Origin of the sequence: Candidatus Sodalis sp. SoCistrobi, from assembly GCF_900143145.1 — a bacterium.
Classification (GTDB): domain Bacteria; phylum Pseudomonadota; class Gammaproteobacteria; order Enterobacterales; family Enterobacteriaceae; genus SoCistrobi.
Map to the genome: position 1 here is coordinate 1 of NZ_FRDB01000363.1, position 1,510 is coordinate 1,510.

Annotated in this window: 1 protein-coding gene; it reads left to right on the forward strand. The window is 54.5% G+C overall.

The window, feature by feature from the left end; translation table 11 throughout:
• The first annotated feature begins 396 nt into the window (after positions 1–396).
• Positions 397–1,434, forward strand: a complete 1,038-nt coding sequence (locus tag CINSTRO3249_RS15805) for an FAD-dependent oxidoreductase (RefSeq protein ID WP_074013900.1) — start codon at positions 397–399, stop codon at positions 1,432–1,434.
• Positions 1,435–1,510: the final 76 nt, after the last annotated feature.

A 1,510-nucleotide genomic window follows, 5' to 3' on the forward strand; every position in this document is an offset into this window, starting at 1 on the left:
CGTCATATGCTGTTTAACCAGCGTCTGATATCGGCGGGTAAGGCGAGAGTCAATCCCGCCAACAGATAGGTTGAAATCATTCTGCAAAGTAATAACAGGTATCACGATAAATGTGTAGATACCTATGTCTATGGGGGCAGGTCCACAACCGAGTCCAAGTCTGGGTCCATATGCATATCCACAATCCCATCTGGGTCCGAGGCCAGGTGTGAGCTCAGGTCCAGATCTGACGTGAAGTCTGTCGCTGGTTGCAACTGAGAGTCTGGCGCTAAACCTGCGTTTGAGGCGGCGTTGGTCGCAGGCGGTACTTTGCGCCCAAAGTCATTTACGATTTTGCTGCTAGGCTTACTGATACCGCTTTAAACAGTAAGGTTTTATAAAAAAAAGGAGCCTACCGTGGCCTATGAGCAAGTCATGTCGTTATCCTCCCTGGCGCAGATGACACCGAGCAAAGTCACCGTCGGAGAAACTGATGTAGTGGTGATCCGTCAAGGTGAAGCTATCTACGCCCTGGAAGCCACCTGCCCCCATTCCGGCGCGCCGCTGGAAAAAGGCGCGCTATGCGATGGCAAGCTGGTGTGCCCATGGCATAAATCGGTGTTCGCCATTAGCGAAAGCCGCCCCGGCAGTCTGCTGGAACCGCCCGCGTTGCGGGCATTAAAACGCTACCCGGTGAAAGTGGATCATGATGCCGTATGGATCGATCCACAACCGTTGGACGAGGCGACTCCGCTACAGACGGCGGATAAGACGCCTGTGTATGTGGTATTGGGCACCGGCGCCGGCGGCAGCGCTGCCATCAAAGCGCTGCGGGAGTCCGGGTTTACCGGCAGGTTGGTGGTGGTGGAGCGAGAAAAACAGGCGCCCTACGATCGCACCGCGCTATCAAAATTTGTCCCCCAGGGCGACATGGATATCAACGAGGTACCCTCCCTATTGCCGGAAGCCTATCTCCAGCAGCAACAGATAGAGCGCATTAATGGCAATGTGGAAGAGGTGGACAGCAAACGCCATAGCCTGCGGCTGGAAGACGGTAAAACCCTGTCCTATCACCGTTTGCTGTTGGCCACCGGCGCCACGCCGCAGCGGCCGGATTTGCCCGGTAAGGCGCTGCACGGCGTGCAGGTATTGCGTAGTTTAGAGCAAGCGGCGACGCTGGTTGCCACCGTGGAGCACGAGCACCAGCTGGTTATCATCGGCAATAGCTTTATCGGCATGGAGGTGGCGGCGGCGCTTCGTAAACAAGACATCGCGGTAACCGTGGTTTCTGCGCACCCTTTGCCCTTTGAAAAACAATTTGGCACCGAATTAGGAACCTTTTTCCGCCGTCGCCATCAGGAGAAAGGCGTCACATTTGTCGACGGCGAACCGGCCGCTCTTAAAGGCATAGGTATCTACACATCAGGGAGGAGGCTTAAGAGCAACTCTCGCTAAATGAGTAAGTTCTTCCAGACTATATTCCGATAATAATTTTAGTGTATTCAACAAGATGGATAGGCCAGCGAGCAGA